Source organism: Streptomyces sp. NPDC054770 (assembly GCF_053611985.1).
Genome location: NZ_JBSHBL010000051.1, coordinates 39,322 through 55,491, shown reverse-complemented (window position 1 = coordinate 55,491; position 16,170 = coordinate 39,322). Strand labels below are relative to the sequence as shown.

Genomic DNA, 16,170 nt, shown 5'->3' with positions numbered 1-16,170 from the left:
GACACTGACATCGCACAGGGGCAGGAGCGGTACGCGGCTTATGTCCGGCCCGTGGTTGTGCGCCGGCACGTGACGGCGCTGATGGGAGCCGCGCGCCGGCGACCGGCCCGCTCCTTGAGCACCTGTTCGAGCGCCGCGTCACCGCCGGTGTCCGGCGGGGCCGGAGCGCTCTTCGAGGCGTCGTACGTGCCCTTCGGGACGGCGCCGGGTCAGTGCGTGTCCGACGGCCGCCCGTTGACGGTGTCCTCCGCGATGGACTCGTGGTGCCTGATCACCTCGGCGATGATGAAGTTCAGGAACTTCTCGGCGAAGGCGGGGTCGAGCTTGGCGTTCTCGGCGAGGGCGCGCAGCCGGGCGATCTGCCGGGCCTCGCGGGCCGGGTCGGCCGGGGGCAGCCGGTGGACCGCCTTGAGGCGGCCGACCTGCTGGGTGGCCTTGAAGCGCTCGGCGAGCATGTGGACGACGGCCGCGTCGATGTTGTCGATGCTGTCGCGCAGCCGGGCGAGCTCCGCGCGGACGGCGGGGTCGACGTCACCGGTACCGGTGTTGCTGGTGGTCATGGGCGTCAACCCTACGGGGGCGGCCCGGCCGATTCCCAAGGGCCGTCGACGGGTTCGGCCGGGCCGTCCTCCCGGAGGCCGTCGTCCGGAAATCCGGCGTTCCCGTCGCCGGGCACGGCGCGGCTCTGCTGGGTGCGGAAGCGCACGGGGGCCGTGCCGACCCGGCGGGTGAACAGGCGGGAGAAGTAGGCCGGATCGTCGTAGCCGACGCGGCGGGCGACGGCGGCGACGGACAGTTCGGTGGTGGCGAGGAGTTCCTGGGCGCGGCCGAGCCGGATGCCGATCAGGTAGTCCTTGGGGCTGCACCCGGCGACCCGGCGGACGGCGGTGCGCAGCTCGGCCGGGGTCATGCCGTGCCGGGCCGCGTGGTCGGCGACGGTCATCCCGGTGCAGGCGTCCCGGGCGAGCGCGTGCAGCACCGGGTCGCCGTCGGGGGCGAGGTCCGCACGCGCGCGACGCAGGGCGACGAGCAGCTCGTGCACGGCGGCGCCGGTCTCGACCTCCAGGAGGGGGTTGCCGCGGCGGGCGGCCCGGGCGATGCGGGCGATGACGTCGCGGGGTCCGGTGGCGTCCGAGAGGGGCACCACGGGCCGCTCGGGCTCGATGTAGCCGAGTTCCGTGTAGGTCGCGGTGTCGGGCCCGGCGAAGGTCACGAAGGCCTCGTCCCAGCCGCTGTCCGGGTCGGGTCCGTAGTGGTGCGGGACGCCGGGTGTGAGCCACACCAGCGCGGGCGCGGTGACGGTGGTGCGGCGCCCGTCGGGCGTGCGGTACCAGCCCCGGCCGGAGCTGATCACCACGGCGACGTGATGTTCGAGCAGGCGCGGGCCGACGGCGGGCACCGCGCCGTACTGGAGGCCGACGCCCCAGCAGACCAGACCGAGCCGGTGGTGGACGGCGCCGGGCGTGAAGAACCGCATCCAGGTGCGGAAGATCGGCGCTCCACCCGGCACTGCGCGCCCCTTCCGTGCGTTGCTTCCGTGCGCTTCTTCCGTGCGCTTCTTCCGTCCAAGTGCTGCTGATCTTTGTCCATGGTTTCGGTGCGCGCCAGCAGGCCATGGTGAGCCTATGAGCGACTTCACGGTGGGCGAAACGGATTTCCTGCTGGACGGCCGGCCGGTACGGCTGCTGTCCGGAGCGCTGCACTACTTCCGGGTGCACGAGGAACAGTGGGGCCACAGGCTGGCGATGCTGCGCGCCATGGGGCTGAACTGTGTGGAGACGTACGTCCCGTGGAACCTGCACGAGCCGCACCCCGGCGCCTTCCGGGACGTCGGGGCCCTCGGCCGCTTCCTGGACGCGGCACGGGCGGCGGGCCTGTGGGCGATCGTGCGGCCGGGACCGTACATCTGCGCGGAGTGGGAGAACGGCGGCCTGCCGCACTGGGTGACGGGCGAGCTGGGCGCGCGGGCACGCACGCGTGACGAGCGCTTCCTCCACCACGTGGACCGCTGGTTCCGCCGGCTGCTGCCCGAGATCACGTCCCGGCAGCTGGACCGGGGCGGTCCGGTGATCATGGTGCAGGTCGAGAACGAGTACGGCAGCTACGGCTCCGACGCCGCCTACCTGGCCCACCTCACCGGCCTGCTGCGGGCCGAGGGTGTCACGGTGCCGCTGTTCACCTCGGACGGCCCCGAGGACCACATGCTCACCGGCGGCTCGGTCCCGGGGCTGCTCGCCACGGTCAACTTCGGCTCCCACGCGCGCGTGGCCTTCGAGACGCTGCGCCGCCACCAGCCGCGCGGCCCGCTGATGTGCATGGAGTTCTGGTGCGGCTGGTTCGACCACTGGGGCGGCGAGCACGTCGTACGGGAGGCCGGGGACGCGGCGGCGGCGCTGCGGGAGATCCTGGAGTGCGGGGCGTCGGTCAACGTCTACATGGCCCACGGCGGCACCAACTTCGCCGGCTGGGCGGGCGCCAACCGGCCCGGCGGCGAACTGCACGAGGGCCCGCTGGAGCCGGACGTGACGTCGTACGACTACGACGCGCCGATCGACGAGTACGGCCGCCCCACGGAGAAGTTCTGGCGCTTCCGCGAGGTGCTCGCCGAACACCACGACGAGCCGTTGCCCGAACCGCCCCCCGCGCCGGCGCCGTTGGCTTCGCCGACGGACGTGGAGCTCACCGCCTGGGCATCGCTGCCCGCCGTCCTGGAGTCCCTCGGCACCCCGGAGCGCGTCCACCCGGTCCCGCCCACCTTCGAGGAGCTGGACATCGCCCGGGGCCTGGTCCGCTACGAGGTGGACGTGCCGGGCCCGCGCGGGCCGTACCCGCTCACCGCGCGGGGTCTGCGGGACCTCGCGGTCGTGTACGTCGACGGCGAGCGGGCCGGGGTCCTCACCGAGGACGAGCCCCAGCTCAAGAAGCCGGTCGCCGGTCCCGCGCGCGTGGAGCTCTGGGTGGAGTCCCTGGGCCGCGTCAACTACGGCCCCCGCTCCGGCGAGCCGAAGGGCATCACCGGCGGCCTCCTGCACGAACGCCAGTTCCTGCACGGGGTACGCGCGCGTGGGCTCGACCTGGACGCGTTCGAGGGGGGCGTCGGTGAGGTGTCCTTCGGCCCGCGCCCGGAAGCAGGCGCGCCGGGCCTGTACCGGGGGACGGTCACGGTGCACGGCGCCGGGGACGCCCGCCTGGAACTCCCCGGCTGGACCCGGGGCTTCGCCTGGATCAACGGCTTCAACCTGGGCCGCTACTGGTCGACGGGCCCACAGGAGTCGCTGTACGTGCCCGGCCCGATCTTGAAGGAGGGCGAGAACGAGGTCTGGGTCCTGGAGCTCCAGGAGACGAACGAGGGCGTCGCAAGAGTGCGCCCCGTCTGACGCGCCCCGTCAGGGGCGCGGGGCTGTATCAATATGCGGCTCCGCCGCGTGCGCGCGATCAGCCCCCACGACCCGCAGACATCGAACAACCTTCCGCCCCCCAATTTCCCCCATCCCCCGCATACTGTGAAAGACAGCTCCAGCGGCGTCTGTGGGGGTAAGGGACGTGGCGAACGGCGGCCCGGTGGAACACGGCTACCCGCATCTGGACACGGTGCGGGCCGCCGTCACGGCGTTGTACCGGCGCCTGTCGTACGACACCGTCCAGACCTTCGCCACCAGCGTGCTCCCCGCCGACGTGGCGTTCGGTGACACCGACGACCTCCACCTCGGCGCCCAGCGCGTCGCCCGCGAGCTGGTCCGGCACTTCCGCCTGCCCGACGCCCGCATGATCGTCGGCTTCAAGGACATGACCCACGCGGCGAACGTCGAACTCACCGCGGGTCCGGAGTACTTCGTCGAGCTGAACGACCGCTTCCGCACCCACCGCAGGGACATCGGCGCGGCCCTCGCCCACGAGGTGACGCACGTGTACCTGCACCGCCTGGACCTGTCCTTCCGGAGCACCCGGGAGAACGAGATCCTCACGGACACGGCGACCACCTACCTCGGGGCCGGCTGGCTGCTCCTGGACGCCTACCGGGAGCACGGCGAGTCGTCGCAGAAGCTCGGCTATCTCACCCCGGAGGAGTTCGGCTACGTGCTGGCCAAGCGCTCCCTCGTCTTCCACGAGGACCCGTCGGTGTGGTTCACCAGCCCGCAGGCCTACACGGCGTACCAGAAGGGCATGGCCCGGGCCCGCCAGGACGAGGAGCAGCCGCCGCTCACCGCGGCCGGCTGGGCGGGCCGCCGCCGTTACGCCCGCGACCGCCGTCACGCCCCCACCGCACCGCCCCCGCAGCCCGGCGTCCCCTACGCCTTCACCCCGGACAGTGGCGGCCTGCTGCGGGTCTCGTTCCCCTGCCCGACCTGCCACCAGCGGATCAGGGTGCCGGTACGCGGCCGGGTCCGGGCCCGCTGCTCGCTGTGCCGGACGGTACTGGAGTGCGACACCTAGGGCCTGTCGCCGGTGACGCCCTGGTCACGCCCCGTAGACCGCTCCCGGTGCGCCCGCGGCGGCGAGCAGTTTCAGCGCCGTCTCGCCCGCCTCCGCCGGGGTCCACCGGGCCCCCTTGTCGGCGGTCGGACCGGGCCGCCACCCCTCCATGACGGTGATCCGGCCGCCCTCCGTCTCGAACACCCGCCCGGTGACTCCGGCGCTCGCGGCGGAGCCCAGCCAGACCACGAGCGGCGAGACGTTCTCGGGAGCCATGGCGTCGAAGCCGGCGTCGGGGGCGGCCATGGTCTCGGCGAAGGCGTGCTCGGTCATCCGGGTGCGGGCGGCCGGGGCGATGGCGTTGACCTGGACGCCGTAGCGGGCGAGTTCGGCCGCCGCGACCAGGGTGAGACCGATGATGCCGGCCTTGGCGGCACTGTAGTTGCCCTGCCCGACGGAGCCCAGCAGGCCCGCTCCGCTGCTGGTGTTGACGATGCGGGCGGCCGGGGTGCGGCCCGCCTTGGCCTCGGCCCGCCAGTGTGCGGCCGCGTGCCGCAGGGGCAGGAAGTGGCCCTTGAGATGCACCCGCATGACCGCGTCCCAGTCGTCCTCGGCGAGGTTGACGAGCATGCGGTCGCGCAGGAAGCCGGCGTTGTTGACGAGGGTGTCGAGGCGGCCGTAGGCGTCCAGGGCCGTCGCCACCAGGGACTCGGCACCGGCGTCCGTCGCGATGTCACCGCCGTGCGCCACCGCCTCACCGCCGGCCGCCCGGATCTCCTCCACCACGGCCCCGGCGGGACCGGCTGGAGCGACTGGACCGGCGAGGGCGTCCGAACCCGGTACGCCGTCGAGGCCGACGCCGAGGTCGTTGACGACGACCCGGGCGCCCTCCGCGGCGAAGGCGAGCGCGTGGGCCCGGCCGAGGCCGCGCCCGGCGCCGGTGACGACGACGACCCGGCCCGCGCAGATTCCGCTCATGTCATTCCTCCTTGCCGGATGGCTTGTTGGTGGTTGCCGCGTCCAGGAACGCCGGCCGTTCCCCGCCCCCGTGCACGAGCAGGCTGGCCCCGCTGATGTAGGCGGCCGCGTCGGAGGCGAGGAAGACGGCGGCGGCGCCGACGTCGGACGGGGCGGCGAGGCGGCCGAGCGGGACGGTGCGGGAGACGGCGTCGACGCCGTCCGGGCCGCCGTAGTGGAGGTGGGCCAGTTCGGTGCGGACCATGCCCACCACGAGGGTGTTGACGCGGACCTCCGGCGCCCACTCCACCGCCATGGACCGGGCGAGGTTCTCCAGCCCCGCCTTGGCCGCGCCGTAGGCGGCGGAGCCCGGCGAGGGGCGGCCGCCGCTGACGCTGCCGATCATCACCACCGCTCCCCGGGCCCGCCGGAGGTGGTCGTACGCGGCGAGGGAGGCGGTCAGCGGGGTGACGAGGTTCAGCTCGATCACCCGGGCGTGCCGCTCGGGGTCCGCGTCGGCGAGCCGCTGGTAGGGGGTGCCGCCCGCGTTGTTGACGAGCACGTCGACCCGGGGCAGGGCGTCGAAGAAGGCGCGCACGGCGGCGGGGTCGCGCAGGTCGAGGGGGGTGAATTCGACGCCGTCGAGGGGTTGTCCGGGCGGTCGGCGGGCACAGGCCAGGACATGGGCGCCGGTCTCGGCGAAGGCCCGGGCGATCCCGGCGCCCACGCCCCTGGTACCGCCGGTGACGACCACGGTCCGGCCGCGCAGCGAGTTGTCCACAGGGCCTCCCGCCGGGTTTTCCACAGGGCCTCCCGCTTGTCCGGAGCGGCTGCTAGCTTCGAAGCCTCACACCTAACAAATGTTTGGTGGAAAGGCAGCTGAGTGCGAAGGTAGCTGATGCGTCCATGGGTGTCTCCACCTCGTGTCCGGAAAAGGGAATCGCGCTCGTCACGGTCGACCACCCGCCGGTGAACGCACTGCCGGTGCGGGGCTGGTTCGCGCTGGCGGACGCGGTGCGTGCGGCGGGCCGCGATCCCCGGACCCGGTGTGTCGTGCTCGCCGCCCAGGGCCGGGGCTTCAACGCGGGCGTGGACATCAAGGAGATACAGGCGGACGGCCACGAGGGGCTGCTCGGCGCCAACCGGGGCTGCGCGGAGGCCTTCGCGGCGGTGTACGAGTGCGAGACCCCGGTGGTGGCCGCGGTGCACGGCTTCTGCCTGGGCGGCGGGATAGGCCTGGTGGGCAACGCGGACGCGATCGTGGCGAGCGAGGACGCCGTCTTCGGGCTGCCGGAGCTGGACCGGGGCGCCCTGGGCGCGGCCACCCACCTGGCCCGCCTGGTCCCACCGCATCTGATGCGGACGCTGTACTACACCTCGCGTACGGCGACCGCGGCCGAGCTGCACGCGCACGGCTCGGTGTGGCGGGTCGTGCCGCGCGGGGATCTGCTCTCCGCGGCACTGGAGCTGGCGCGGGAGATAGCCGCCAAGGACGGCCGGCTGCTGCGCCTCGCCAAGGCCGCCATCAACGGTATCGACCCCGTCGACGTGCGGCGGAGCTACCGCTTCGAACAGGGCTTCACCTTCGAGGCCGCCCTCAGCGGGGTGGCCGACCGGGTCCGTGACACCTTCGGGAAGGAGGGTGCCGGCAGTGACTGACAAGACGATGACCGCCGACGAGGCCGTGTCCCGGCTGGCCAGCGGCATGACCCTGGGCATCGGCGGCTGGGGTTCCCGACGCAAGCCGATGTCCCTGGTCAGAGCAGTGCTCCGGAGCGGTATCGACGATCTCACGCTGGTCTCGTACGGCGGCCCGGACGTCGGGATGCTGGTGGCGGCCGGCCGGGTGCGCAAGCTGGTGACGGCCTTCGTCACCCTCGACTCCGTCCCGCTGGAACCGCACTACCGCGCGGCACGCGAGCGGGGCGCGTTCGAGCTGGCGGAGGTCGACGAGGGCATGTTCATGTGGGGCCTGCACGCGGCCGCGAACCGGCTGCCCTTCCTGCCGGTGCGCGCCGGCATCGGCTCGGACGTCATGCGGGTCAACCCCGGTCTGCGGACGGTCACTTCGCCGTACGACGACGGGGAGACGTTCGTGGCGATGCCCGCCCTGCGCCTGGACGCGGCGCTGGTCCACGTCAACCGCGCCGACCGGCTGGGCAATGGGCAGTACCTGGGCCCGGACCCCTACTTCGACGACCTGTTCTGCGAGGCGGCGGACGCGGCCTACGTCTCCTGCGAACGGATCGTGGACACGGCCGAGCTGACGAAGGAGGCGGCCCCGCAGTCGCTGCTCGTCAAGCGGCTGAACGTGACGGGGGTCGTGGAGGCGCCGGGCGGCGCGCACTTCACGTCCTGCGCACCCGACTACGGGCGGGACGAGGCGTTCCAGCGGCTGTACGCGACGACGCCGTGGGCGGAGTTCGCCGAGCGGTTCCTGACCGGGGACGAGCAGGCGTACCGCTCGGCGGTGCGGAACTGGCAGGAGGGGCAGGGGTGACGGACACACCGCACGCGGAGGTACTGCGCTCCGACTACTGCGTCATCGCCTGCGCCGAGGCCTGGCGCGGCTCCGGTGAGATCCTGGCGAGCCCGATGGGTCTGATCCCCTCCCTGGGCGCCCGGCTGGCCCGGCTGACCTTCGCACCGGACCTGCTGCTGACCGACGGCGAGGCGATGCTGGTCCGCCCGGACGGGACGCCCGAGGGCTGGCTGCCCTACCGGCAGCACCTCGCCCTGGTGTCCGGCGGGCGGCGGCACGTGATGATGGGCGCGAGCCAGCTCGACCGGTACGGCAACCAGAACATCTCGTGCGTCGGCGACTGGGCACGGCCCCGCCGTCAGCTGCTCGGGGTGCGCGGGGCGCCCCTCAACACGCTGAACAACCCGACGAGTTACTGGGTCCCGAAGCACTCCCGGCGGGTGTTCGTGGCGAAGGTCGACATGGTGTGCGGGGTGGGGTACGACCGGGTGGCCCGGCACCCGGGCACGGAACGCTTCCACCGCATCCCCCGGGTCGTCACCGACCTCGGTGTCCTCGACTTCGCGACCCCGGACCACTCGATGCGGCTGGCCGCGCTGCATCCGGGGGTGAGCGTCGACCAGGTGCGGGAGGCGACGGACTTCGAGCTCGCCGTCCCGGACGAGGTGCCGTACACCCGAGAACCGAGCGCGGCGGAGCTGCGGCTGATCCGCGAGGTGCTGGATCCGGCCGGTACGCGGACGAAGGAGGTCGCCGGCTGATGGAGACCGCGCTGACCCGGCTGGTCGGGGTCCGGCACCCGATCGTGCAGACGGGCATGGGCTGGGTGGCGGGGCCCCGCCTGGTCTCGGCCACGGCCAACGCCGGAGCCCTCGGTGTCCTGGCCTCCGCGACGATGACCCTCGATCAGCTGCGCGCCGCGATAGCCGAGGTCCGGTGCCGTACGGACGCCCCGTTCGGGGTGAACCTCCGGGCGGACGCGGCCGACGCCGGCGACCGGGTCCGGCTGATCATCGACGGGGGTGTGCGGGTGGCGTCCTTCGCGCTCGCCCCCTCCCCCGAGCTGATCGCCGAGCTGAAGGCGGCGGGCGTGGTGGTGATCCCGTCCGTCGGGGCGCGGCGGCACGCCGAGAAGGTCGCGGCGTGGGGCGCGGACGCGGTGATCGTGCAGGGCGGGGAGGGCGGCGGGCACACCGGCGAGGTGGCGACGAGCGTGCTGCTGCCGCAGGTGGTGGACGCGGTGCCGATACCGGTGGTGGCCGCCGGGGGGTTCTTCGACGGCCGGGGGCTGGTGGCGGCGCTGGCCTACGGCGCGGCGGGGGTCGCGATGGGCACGCGGTTCCTGCTCACCTCGGACTCGACGGTGCCGGACGCGGTGAAGGCGCGGTATCTGGCGGCGACGGTCAAGGACGTCACCGTCACCAGGGCGGTGGACGGCCTGCCGCACCGGATGCTGCGGACCGATCTGGTGGCCGCGCTGGAGGGGTCGGGCCGGGCCCGGAGGCTGCTGCACGCGATCCGGCGTGCGGCGGGGTTCCGGAAGCTGTCCGGGCTCACCTGGCGGCAGCTGGTCCGGGACGGCCTGGCCCTGCGGCACGGCAAGGAGCTGTCCTGGAGTCAGGTGCTGCTGGCCGCGAACACGCCGATGCTGCTCAGGTCGGCGATGGTGGAAGGCCGTACGGACCTGGGGGTGATGGCCTCCGGGCAGGTCGCCGGGGTGATCGACGACCTGCCGTCGTGCGCGGAGCTGGTGGAGCGGATCATGAAGGAGGCGGAGGAGGTCAGGGCACGGCTCACAGCCGCTCGATGATCGTCACGTTCGCCTGGCCCCCGCCCTCGCACATCGTCTGGAGGCCGAACCGGCCGCCGGTGCGCTCCAGTTCGTGCAGGAGAGTCGTCATCAGCTTGACGCCGGTGGCGCCGAGGGGGTGGCCGAGGGCTATCGCGCCGCCGTTGACGTTGACCCTGGCGGGGTCGGCGCCGGTCTCCTTGAGCCAGGCGAGGACGACCGGGGCGAAGGCCTCGTTGATCTCGACGAGGTCGATCGCGTCGATGGTGAGGCCGGTCTTCTTCAGGGCGTGGGCGGTGGCCGGGATCGGCGCGGAGAGCATCCGGATGGGGTCCTCGCCGCGGACGGAGAGGTGGTGGACGCGGGCCCGGGGGCGCAGTCCGTGTTCGCGGACCGCCCGTTCGGAGGCGAGGAGCATGGCGGCGGCGCCGTCGGAGACCTGGGAGGAGCAGGCGGCGGTGATGGTGCCGCCGTCGAGGACCGGCTTGAGGGCGGCCATCTTCTCCAGCGAGGTGTCCCGGCGCGGGCCCTCGTCCACGGCGACCGGGCCGTAGGGCACGGTCTCCCGTTCGAAGCGGCCCTCGTCGATGGCGCGCAGCGCCCGCCGGTGGGAGTTGAGGGCGAACTCCTCCTGGTCCCGGCGGCTGATGCCCCACTTGGCGGCAATCATCTCGGCGCCGGCGAACTGGTTGACGGGCCGGCTGCCGTACCGGGCCCGCCAGCCCTCGCTGCCCAGGAAGGGGCCCTCGGTCAGCCCCAGGGGCTCGGCGGCCTGGCGGGAGGCGAAGGCGATGGGGATCTGGGACATGTTCTGGACGCCGCCGGCGACCACCAGGTCCTGGGTGCCGGAGAGGACGGCCTGGGCGGCGAAGTGCACGGCCTGCTGCGAGGAGCCGCACTGCCGGTCGACGGTGACACCGGGCACCTCCTCGGGCAGCCCGGCGGCCAGCCAGCAGGTCCTGGCGATGTCACCGGCCTGCGGACCCACCGCGTCGAGGCAGCCGAAGACGACGTCCTCGACGGCGGCCGGGTCCACGCCCGACCGCGCCACCAGGGCGGTCAGCACATGGGCGCCCAGATCGGCCGGGTGGACCCCGCTCAGTCCGCCCTTGCGCCGCCCGACCGGCGTGCGCACCGCTTCGACGATGTAGGCCTCGGCCATGTCAGCAACTCCCTCGGCAGAAAGGGGCTTTCAGGGAATGGGTGAGCTACTCGCGGACGGCGATCCCGTCCAGCACCATCGACAGGTACTGCCGGGCGATCTCCTCCGGGCTGTGCTGTCCGCCGGGCCGGTACCAGGAGGCGGCGACCCACACGGTGTCGCGCACGAACCGGTAGGTGAGGCGGACGTCGAGGTCGGCGCGGAAGACCTGTGCGGCGACCCCGCGCTCCAGCGTCGACAGCCATGCCTTCTCGAACCTGCGCTGCGACTCGGCGAGGAAGCCGAACCGCTCCTGGGCGACCAGCTGCTTGCTCTCCTTCTGGTAGATGGCGACGGCGGCGCGGTGCCGGTCGATCTCCCGGAAGGACTCGGTGACCAGGGCTTCGAGGGTCTCGCGGGGACCGAGTCCGGCGTCCAGGACGGTGTCGTAGCCGTCCCAGAGCTCGTCGAGGAAGGTCCGCAGGATCTCCTCCAGCATCGACTCCTTGGAGTCGAAGTGGTAGTAGAGACTGCCCGCGAGCATGCCCGCGTGGTCCGCGATCTTGCGTACGGTGGTGGCGTTGTAGCCCTGCTCGGCGAAGACCTCGGCGGCTGTCTCGAGGAGTTCGCGGCGCCGGGCGGGGGCCGCGGTCACCGGGGGCTTCTTCTTGGTCGGCACGGGCACATTCTCGTCCTACGGATGCTGGCTGCTGACGGAGAGGACCTCCCCGGTGAGGTAGGAGGAGTAGCCGGACGCCAGGAAGACGATGGCGTTGGCCACCTCCCACGGCTCGGCGTACCGCCCGAAGGCCTCGCGCGCGGTGAGTTCCGCCAGCAGCTCGGCCGACGTCACCTTCACCAGGTGCGGGTGCATGGCGAGGCTCGGTGCCACCGCGTTGACCCGTACCCCGTACTCGGCGGCCTCGATCGCCGCGCACCGGGTCAGCGCCATCACCCCGGCCTTGGCGGCGGCGTAGTGGGCCTGTCCGGCCTGGGCCCGCCAGCCGACGACGGAGGAGTTGTTGACGACCACCCCGCCGTGGCTGCCCTCGCGAAAGTGCCGCAGGGCGGCGCGCGTGCACCGGAAGGTGCCGCCCAGGGTGACGTCGAGCACCCGCGCCCACTGCTCGTCGCTCATGTCGACGAGCGTCGACGTCCCGCCGAGACCGGCGTTGTTGACGACGATGTCCAGCCGTCCGTGCGCCCGCACGGCGGTGTCGAAGAGCCCCTGCACCTGGGCCTCGTCGGTCACGTCGCACGGGACGGCGGTCACGGCGCCCGGATGCTCGCCGGCCAGTTCGGCCTCGTACTCCTTCAGCCGCCGCGCGTGCGCGTCGCTGATCAGTACGCGTGCGCCCTCCTCCAGGAAGCGGCGCGCGGTCGCCCCGCCGATCCCCGCCCCGGCCGCGGCCGTGATGACGGCGGTGCGCCCCTCGAGCAGCCCGTGCCCGGGCAGGTACTCCGGCCTCTCGACGCCTGTCATGGGCTCACGCTAACCTACCAAACACTTGTTAGGGAAGGACGGTGACGGCGACCGTGGACCTGAATCACAGCCCGGCGGACGAGGAGTTCCGCGCCGAGGCCCGCGCCTGGCTCCGGGCGCATGTGCCGCGCCGCCCGCTCCCCTCCCTGGAGACGGCGGAGGGCTTCGCGGCGCACCGCGCCTGGGAGGCCGAACTGGCCGCGGACCGCTGGTCGGTGGTGTCCTGGCCCGAGGAGTACGGCGGCCGGGCCGCGGGGCTGCTGCGGTGGCTGGTCTTCGAGGAGGAGTACTGGGCGGCGGGCGCGCCGGGCCGGGTCGGGCAGAACGGCGTCAGTCTGCTCGCGCCAACCCTGTTCGAGCACGGGACCGAGGAGCAGCGGGCGCGGGTGCTGCCGCCGATGGCCACCGGGGAGGTGGTCTGGGCGCAGGCGTGGTCCGAGCCCGGGGCCGGTTCCGACCTGGCCGCCCTCACCTCCAGGGCGGTGCGGACGGCCGGCGGCTGGCTGCTGACCGGCCAGAAGACCTGGTCGTCCCGGGCGGCCTTCGCCGACCGCGCGTTCGGCCTGTTCCGCAGTGAGCCGCACCCGTCCAAGCCGCATCAGGGGCTCACCTACCTGATGTTCGACCTGCGGGCGCCGGGGGTGACCGTGCGCCCGATCGGCCGCCTCGACGGGAAGCCGGCGTTCGCGGAGCTGTTCCTGGACGAGGTGTTCGTGCCCGACGAGGACGTGATCGGCGAGCCGGGCCAGGGCTGGCGGATCGCGATGTCCACGGCGGGGAACGAGCGGGGGCTGACCCTGCGGTCGCCGGGCCGTTTCCTGGCCGCCGCCGACCGGTTGCGGGACCTCTGGCAGGCCCGGGGCGGCCCGGAGTCCGCCGCGGACCGGGTGGCCGACGCCGTCGTCGGCGCCCGCGCGTATCAGCTGTTCACCTACGCGGCCGCCGCCCGCTTCCTGGACGGCGAGTCGCTCGGCCCCGAGTCCAGCCTGAACAAGGTGTTCTGGTCCGAGCTGGACCTGGCGCTGCACGAGACGGCGCTCGATCTGCTGGGCGCGGAGGGCGAGCTGACGGACACGACGTGGTCGGAGGGCTATGTCTTCTCCCTCGCCGGTCCGATCTACGCCGGCACCAACGAGATCCAGCGCGACATCATCGCCGAGCGGCTGCTCGGTCTGCCGAAGGGACGCCGCTGACATGCGTTTCCTCCTCGACACCGAGCAGCGGGACTTCGCCGACGCCCTGCGGGCGCTGCTGGCCGCAGCGGACACACCCGCGGTGGTGCGGGACTGGAGCCGCGGCGAGCAGGCGAGCGGGCGGGCGCTGTGGGGTCGTATCGGCGAGGCGGGGGTGTTCGGGCTGGCGGTACCGGAGGAGTACGGCGGGATGGGCCGCCTTTCTGTCGAACTCGCCGTCGCCTTCGTCGAGTTGGGGCGGTACGCGGTGCCGGGACCGTTGGCGGAGACGGTGGCGGCTGCGGTGCTGCTCAATGACGGCGAAGGCCTCGCCAAGCGGTTCCTGCCGGGGATCGCGTCGGGTGAGACGGTGGCGACGGTGGCGTTCGAGAAGCACGGGTACGGGTTCGCCCTGGACGGGGACGCGGCCGACGTACGGCTGGCGGCCACGCCGGAGGGGCTGCGGTTGTCCTCCGGTGCCGGGGCGGTACGCCGGTCCCTGGACCCCGCCCGCCGGCTCGCACCGCTCTTTCCGGTCGGCGAGCTGGTCGGCACGGAGCCGCCGTGGGCGGAGGCACTGACCTGGGCCCGGCTGGCCACGGCCGCGCAGGCGCTGGGGGTGGGGCTGGCCCTGCTCGACAGAACGGTGGCCTACGTCAAGCAGCGGACCCAGTTCGGCGTGCCCGTCGGGTCGTTCCAGGCGGTCAGGCATCGGCTGGCCGACGTGAAGATCGCGCTGGAGTTCGCGCGGCCGCTGGTGTTCGGGGCGGCGGTGACGATGACTCCGTCGGATGTGGCCGCGGCGAAGCTCGGCGCGTGCGAGGCGGCGTATGCCGGGGCGCGGGCCGCGCTGCAGTTGCATGGGGCGATCGGATATACGGCGGAGTACGACCTGTCGTTGTGGGTGACCAAGGCGCGTGCGCTGCGGGGTGCTTGGGGGGCTCCGGAGGAGTGCAGAAGGATGGTTCTGGAGCGTCGTTAGCCGCGGGTTGTGTCTGGCTGGTCGCGCAGTTCCCCGCGCCCCTAGAAGCAAACGACGGGGCGCTTCAGTGCTCCTTGTTCGACAGTTCCCGGTACTCCTCCTTCGTCGGCTTCGGGATGTGGGTGTCCGGGCCGAACATCCCCTTCGCCAGGCTCGCCCGTACCCGCTGGGCGACCGTGACCTTGCGCCGTACGCCGTTCGCGTCCTCCAGCGGGCCCAGTTCGTACGGCGGGTTCTGTTCGTGCTGGGTCAGGACGAACAGGCTGCCCTGGCCGAGGGGTTCGTGGACCTCGATGTACTCGCCGTGCGGGAGCAGTTTGATGAGGCCGGTCTCCCTGCCGTGCAGGACCTTGTCGCGGTCCCGGCGTTGCAGGCCGAGGCAGATGCGTTTGGTGGCGATGAAGGCGAGGACGGGGACGACGAAGACCGAGATCCGGACGAACCAGGTGATCGAGTTGATGGAGAGATGGAGATGGGTGGCGACGACGTCGTTGCCGCCGCCGATCAGGAGGACGAAGTAGAGGCTGAGCCAGGCGACGCCGAGGGCGGTGCGGACCGGGACGTTGCGCGGGCGGTCGAGGATGTGGTGCTCGCGTTTGTCGCCGGTGATCCACGCCTCGATGAACGGGTAGATCCCGATGGCCAGCAGGAAGAGCGGGAAGACCGAGAAGGGGATGAAGACGCCCAGTTCCAGGGTGTGGCCCCAGGCGTTGATCTCCCAGCCGGGCATCACGCGGATCAGGCCCTCGGAGAAGCCGAGGTACCAGTCGGGCTGGGCGCCGGTGGTCACCAGGTCGGGGCGGTAGGGGCCGAAGGCCCACACCGGGTTGACGGTGGCGATGCCGCCGATGATCGCGAGGATGCCGAAGACGAGGAAGAAGAAGCCGCCGGCCTTGGCCATGTAGACCGGCAGGAAGGGCATGCCGACGACGCTCTTCTGGTCGCGTCCGGGCCCCGGGTACTGGGTGTGCTTGTGGTAGAAGACCAGGATCAGGTGGGCGACGACCAGGCCCAGCATGATCCCGGGCAGCAGCAGGACGTGGATCGGGAAGAAGCGGGAGATGATGTCGTGGCCGGGGAACTCCCCGCCGAACAGGAACATCGAGATGTACGAGCCGACGATCGGGATCGACAGGATCGCGCCGTCGGCGAACCGGACGCCGGTGCCGGAGAGCAGGTCGTCGGGGAGCGAGTAGCCGGTCAGGCCGGTGAGGATGGCCAGGAACAGCAGCAGCCAGCCGAACAGCCAGTTGACCTCGCGGGGCTTGCGGAAGGCGCCGGTGAAGAACACCCGCATCATGTGGACGAGCATGCCGGCCACGAAGACCAGCGCCGCCCAGTGGTGGATCTGCCGGATCAGCAGGCCGCCGCGCACGTCGAAGCTGATGTGCAGCGTCGACTCGTACGCCTTGGTCATGATGATGCCGTTCAGCGGCTGGTAGGTGCCGTGGTAGACGACCTCGGCGCCGCTGGGCTCGAAGAACAGGGTGAGGTAGATGCCCGTGAGGATCAGGATGAGGAAGCTGTAGAGGCAGATCTCGCCCAGCATGAAGGACCAGTGGTCCGGGAACACCTTGCGCATGTTCGCCTTGGCCAGGGAGTAGATCCCCAGCCGGCCGTCGGCCCAGTCCGCGAGCTTCTCACCCTTGCCGGGCGGTTCCGCTCGATCCGCGGAACTTCCCACCCGTGCCTGTCCGTTCACCGTTCGTGCCGCGTCGTCCATACGTCGCGTCGCCTCCCCGCCGGATCAC

Annotated in this window: 16 protein-coding genes; 8 read left to right on the top strand and 8 right to left on the bottom strand. The window is 72.5% G+C overall.

Annotated features, from left to right (window positions below; genetic code table 11):
- Positions 1-209 precede the first annotated feature (209 nt).
- Complete coding sequence (locus ACWGKQ_RS34850) at positions 210-560, bottom strand: chorismate mutase (protein WP_453296019.1); 351 nt, start codon at positions 558-560, stop codon at positions 210-212.
- 11 nt (positions 561-571) lie between these two features.
- Positions 572-1,492 (bottom strand): helix-turn-helix domain-containing protein, encoded by a 921-nt coding sequence (locus ACWGKQ_RS34845; protein ID WP_453296035.1) that lies wholly within the window; start codon positions 1,490-1,492, stop codon positions 572-574.
- A gap of 133 nt (positions 1,493-1,625) precedes the next feature.
- On the opposite strand from ACWGKQ_RS34845, the gene ACWGKQ_RS34840 reads away from it, so the two are divergent.
- Together ACWGKQ_RS34840 and ACWGKQ_RS34835 are read left to right on the top strand one after the other, a co-directional pair.
- Positions 1,626-3,377 carry a glycoside hydrolase family 35 protein gene (locus tag ACWGKQ_RS34840; protein WP_453296018.1) on the top strand — a complete coding sequence of 584 codons (1,752 nt, stop codon included), beginning with the start codon at positions 1,626-1,628 and terminating at the stop codon, positions 3,375-3,377.
- Positions 3,378-3,543: 166 nt separating this feature from the next.
- Positions 3,544-4,434, top strand: coding sequence for a hypothetical protein (locus ACWGKQ_RS34835; protein WP_453296017.1), 891 nt, complete (start codon positions 3,544-3,546; stop codon positions 4,432-4,434).
- Between the two features lie 24 nt (positions 4,435-4,458).
- Here the strand turns inward: ACWGKQ_RS34835 and ACWGKQ_RS34830 are convergent, their stop codons facing one another.
- Entirely contained in the window at positions 4,459-5,391 is a 933-nt protein-coding gene (locus ACWGKQ_RS34830) for an SDR family oxidoreductase (protein ID WP_453296016.1), read from the bottom strand.
- Position 5,392: 1 nt separating this feature from the next.
- A complete protein-coding gene (locus tag ACWGKQ_RS34825; RefSeq protein WP_453296015.1) occupies positions 5,393-6,151 on the bottom strand; it encodes an SDR family oxidoreductase in 759 nt (252 codons plus the stop codon).
- Between the two features lie 125 nt (positions 6,152-6,276).
- On the opposite strand from ACWGKQ_RS34825, the gene ACWGKQ_RS34820 reads away from it, so the two are divergent.
- From ACWGKQ_RS34820 to ACWGKQ_RS34805, 4 genes are read left to right on the top strand one after another with little or no spacing between them, the layout of a single operon-like run.
- On the top strand, positions 6,277-7,029 hold the full coding sequence (locus tag ACWGKQ_RS34820; RefSeq protein ID WP_453296014.1) for an enoyl-CoA hydratase family protein: 753 nt from the start codon (positions 6,277-6,279) through the stop codon (positions 7,027-7,029).
- Positions 7,022-7,870: a CoA transferase subunit A gene (locus tag ACWGKQ_RS34815; RefSeq protein WP_453296013.1), complete on the top strand. Its 849-nt coding sequence runs from the start codon at positions 7,022-7,024 to the stop codon at positions 7,868-7,870. Before ACWGKQ_RS34820 ends, ACWGKQ_RS34815 begins: the two co-directional genes overlap by 8 nt.
- On the top strand, positions 7,867-8,613 hold the full coding sequence (locus ACWGKQ_RS34810; protein ID WP_453296012.1) for a CoA-transferase subunit beta: 747 nt from the start codon (positions 7,867-7,869) through the stop codon (positions 8,611-8,613). Before ACWGKQ_RS34815 ends, ACWGKQ_RS34810 begins: the two co-directional genes overlap by 4 nt.
- On the top strand, positions 8,613-9,662 hold the full coding sequence (locus ACWGKQ_RS34805; protein ID WP_453296011.1) for an NAD(P)H-dependent flavin oxidoreductase: 1,050 nt from the start codon (positions 8,613-8,615) through the stop codon (positions 9,660-9,662). The genes ACWGKQ_RS34810 and ACWGKQ_RS34805 overlap by 1 nt, the downstream gene beginning before the upstream one ends.
- Here the strand turns inward: ACWGKQ_RS34805 and ACWGKQ_RS34800 are convergent.
- The 3 genes from ACWGKQ_RS34800 to ACWGKQ_RS34790 are packed head-to-tail and all read right to left on the bottom strand — an operon-like array spanning position 9,646 to position 12,265.
- Positions 9,646-10,803 carry an acetyl-CoA C-acetyltransferase gene (locus ACWGKQ_RS34800; protein WP_453296010.1) on the bottom strand — a complete coding sequence of 386 codons (1,158 nt, stop codon included), beginning with the start codon at positions 10,801-10,803 and terminating at the stop codon, positions 9,646-9,648. The genes ACWGKQ_RS34805 and ACWGKQ_RS34800 overlap by 17 nt on opposite strands.
- Positions 10,804-10,849: 46 nt before the next feature.
- Positions 10,850-11,461 (bottom strand): TetR/AcrR family transcriptional regulator, encoded by a 612-nt coding sequence (locus ACWGKQ_RS34795; RefSeq protein WP_453296009.1) that lies wholly within the window; start codon positions 11,459-11,461, stop codon positions 10,850-10,852.
- Positions 11,462-11,476: 15 nt separating this feature from the next.
- On the bottom strand, positions 11,477-12,265 hold the full coding sequence (locus ACWGKQ_RS34790) for an SDR family oxidoreductase (RefSeq protein ID WP_453296008.1): 789 nt from the start codon (positions 12,263-12,265) through the stop codon (positions 11,477-11,479).
- A gap of 53 nt (positions 12,266-12,318) precedes the next feature.
- Between ACWGKQ_RS34790 and ACWGKQ_RS34785 the strand changes: the two genes are divergently transcribed.
- Together ACWGKQ_RS34785 and ACWGKQ_RS34780 are read left to right on the top strand one after the other, a co-directional pair.
- Positions 12,319-13,458, top strand: a complete 1,140-nt coding sequence (locus ACWGKQ_RS34785) for an acyl-CoA dehydrogenase family protein (RefSeq protein WP_453296034.1) — start codon at positions 12,319-12,321, stop codon at positions 13,456-13,458.
- 1 nt (position 13,459) lies between these two features.
- Positions 13,460-14,419 carry an acyl-CoA dehydrogenase family protein gene (locus ACWGKQ_RS34780; RefSeq protein ID WP_453296007.1) on the top strand — a complete coding sequence of 320 codons (960 nt, stop codon included), beginning with the start codon at positions 13,460-13,462 and terminating at the stop codon, positions 14,417-14,419.
- Between the two features lie 64 nt (positions 14,420-14,483).
- Here the strand turns inward: ACWGKQ_RS34780 and qcrB are convergent, their stop codons facing one another.
- Complete coding sequence (qcrB, locus tag ACWGKQ_RS34775) at positions 14,484-16,142, bottom strand: cytochrome bc1 complex cytochrome b subunit (protein ID WP_453296006.1); 1,659 nt, start codon at positions 16,140-16,142, stop codon at positions 14,484-14,486.
- Between the last annotated feature and the right edge of the window lie 28 nt (positions 16,143-16,170).